General features: G+C 52.1%; 2 protein-coding genes. Both read right to left on the bottom strand.

The genetic code is table 11. From position 1 onward, the window contains the following. Window positions 1-401: 401 nt before the first annotated feature. Complete coding sequence (locus ACOJS8_RS00640) at window positions 402-2,189, bottom strand: class I mannose-6-phosphate isomerase (RefSeq protein ID WP_420146596.1); 1,788 nt, start codon at window positions 2,187-2,189, stop codon at window positions 402-404. Beyond that, window positions 2,186-2,801, bottom strand: a 616-nt coding sequence (locus ACOJS8_RS00635; protein WP_420146595.1) for an ROK family protein, incomplete at its 5' end; no start/stop codon positions are given. The genes ACOJS8_RS00640 and ACOJS8_RS00635, both read right to left, overlap by 4 nt.

The raw sequence follows: 2,801 nt of genomic DNA, 5'->3' as shown, positions 1-2,801 counted from the left end.
GACTTGGTTGAATCGGTCAGATGCGCTTATGGCCTGGTTTATGGCTAAGCAGTTGCTAGGTAGTACCCTGGATTGACTGATCTCTAACCTGGCTTGTCCATAAATTATTCGAGCGTTTTTCTGAGACGATTATTTTTTAACAACCGTCAGTCAACACCAATCTTTAGCATATGGAACCGATGATTCCTGAGTTTATAGCCACTCCCTCACGATCAACTCAATTCTAAATTGAGTTGATCGTAACATATCTAAAAATAATTGTCTAAAATCCTTAACAGAACGCATAAAACCGGACAGACCGATCGCCAGGCTACTTTCCTTACGGCCGGTCTGTTTATAAATCAGGTAGCTAACAATATAAGCCTAAAATCAATAAGCTGCCTTTCAGGCTACATAAATGCTTATTTCAAGGCATTGTCAGTTAATTTGTCGGCTCGGATATAAGCCTTCAACGTCCCGACTTCCCGCCCTTCGCTGACTCCGGAAGGCCTAATCGTGTAAGTACCCACGGCAGCTGGGACAATGAACGTTTCGGCGTAGTGCACAATGAACGGTTCGAACGCATCCGATGGACTTTCTACCACGGCTTCATCGCCTTCGATCAGGTTGATGACGTTGACGACGCCCTGCGTATGGTGCATAACCGCCTTCGAAAACCAGTGTCGACGGGTTTCAATGAACGAATCTTTATCCAGGCCCGTACGCTCCTCCCGCCAACCATCACCGCGCCCAATCTCTTGAATTTGATTCAGCAGATTCGATTCGGTCCACTGCGTTGTCCGGTCCCATTGAATGTTCTTTTTGCCGTGTTCCAGAGAAATAGGTCGGGGCTTGCCGTCTAATCCTGTTCGGCCCCAATCCCAGAGCTTGAACGTGAAGTTGAATGGGGTTGCGCTGATTTCCAGCACGACGCTGTTGGCCCCCGAACAGTGAACCGTCCCGGCGGGAATCAGGGCGTGATCGTGCTTTTTGATCGGCCACTTTTCAACGTAGCGCTCAGCGTCAAAATGAGTCTCACCTTCCTGCGCTTTCTCCAGATCGGTAATCATCTCGGCTGGGTGGATAGCTTCTTTCAGGCCCAGATATACACAGGCGTCTTCCTTCGCTTCCAGAAAATAATAACTTTCGTTCTGGGTGTAGGGCATCCCGAACTGCTCCCGGATGTACTCGTGCAGGGGATGCACCTGTAAGCTTAGGTTGCCGCCCTCGATGGTATCCAGAAAATCGAACCGGATCGGAAACTCAGCACCAAACGCGGCATATACGGGCTCTCCCAATAACTCAACTGGATGGCTGAAAACCACGTCAATTGACGGAATTTCGAACGTTTCGCCGTTAAAGTCAAAAAGCAGGCTGTTTTCTTCAGGAACGCAATCAAATCCCCAGGCATAATTAACCGCCGACCGGTCCAGATCGCAAATCTCTTTCAGCCATTGTCCACCCCACGGGCCCGGATCGAAGAACGGAACTACCCGAAAAGGCCGCTGAACGGTGAGCGCCATCGCTTTTTGTAGGGTCGTTCCGCTGATGATCCTGGGCGTGTCTTCCCGCGTGGTGTCAATGACGTAATCCCAGCGTTCCATGAAGCTTTTCTTGTGCCGATCCAGCACCTTCCAGTCCACGTAGAAAGCCCGTTTGTACTGGTACGCAAAGACCGCATCCGCATTCTGAGCCCCCAGATTATTTACCCGGTTTTGCCGGAACCGAAGCTGAATTTCCCACCGGGGCATGTCAACATAAACTAATAAGTCCGGTTGATCTACGAACAGCGCGGCCCCGATCCCAACCACCAGCACTACGTCTTCGGTAACAGCCTGAATGGTTTGCTGGCAGGTAACTAGTTTGGCTTCGTCATAAAAACGGGACAACTCGAACGGACATATGTAGCCAAATACCGGGTCATCCGTCACGAAGTCGTTAACCAGCTCATCGATCTCGCCCGGACTGCGGAGGGCGCGACCCGTTTCAATGACCGTTAGCTGATCCGACAGGGTAGATAAGCCTGAAATGACTTCGTCGGTGTAGACGCCCAGATACGTATCCACCACTACGATAGTTTTTGGTTTCCCTATTGCCTGAATGTGCTGGTGCAGGGAGCTGGCAATGGCTTTCCAACCCGTCCGGCACGTTTCGCCTTCTACAGAGATAGCCGGATATTTGTCAAAAGTCGATTGTGTTTGAATGGTCATAATTCAGAATTGTATACTAAATGAGCAGCTCCTAACAGAGCTGCTGAATCCGCTAATTGACTGGCTACAACGGCCACCTTCCCCCACGTGGCCCAGGCATTTTGATTCAGGCGGTGTTGGATTGGGGGGATAATGGCGTCGTGACTGGCCATCACCCCGCCCCCTAAAATGAGTACGTCCGGATCGTAGGCCTGCACCAGGTTATAGGCACAGGCCGCCCAGATCGCGATGCTTTGCTCCCGCAGGGTGACGGCCAGCACATCGCCCGGTTCGGCACAGCGGAAAACGGCCTCGTAATCGACCGTGTCATACCGGCAAAGCATACTCTGGGCGTACGTTGCGTGGGTCGTTGCCCGCTCGGCTAAACTCCAGGTTGAGGCTTCGGCTTCTGCACAGCCCACGGCCCCGCAGTTGCACCGGTTACCCTGAGTGTTCTGGATAAAATGCCCTCCCAGAATGCCCGCCTGGAAGTGCTTGCCGCGCAATAGCCGACCTTCGATGACTGCCGAGGTGCCGATTCCGGTACCAAGTGTCATCAGCACGACGTTGTCATAACCGCGTCCGCTGCCGTGCTGCCATTCACCTAACAGAGCCGCTCGGGTGTCATTTTCG

It is taken from the genome of Spirosoma sp. (genome assembly GCF_048594605.1).
Lineage (GTDB): Bacteria > Bacteroidota > Bacteroidia > Cytophagales > Spirosomataceae > Spirosoma.
This window is presented reverse-complemented; position numbering and strand designations above follow the sequence as displayed.

What these genes read in the sequence shown, in the direction of transcription:
- ACOJS8_RS00640 (WP_420146596.1), bottom strand. Translation starts at nt 2,189, where the DNA reads ATGACCATTCAAACACAATCGACTTTTGACAAATATCCGGCTATCTCT.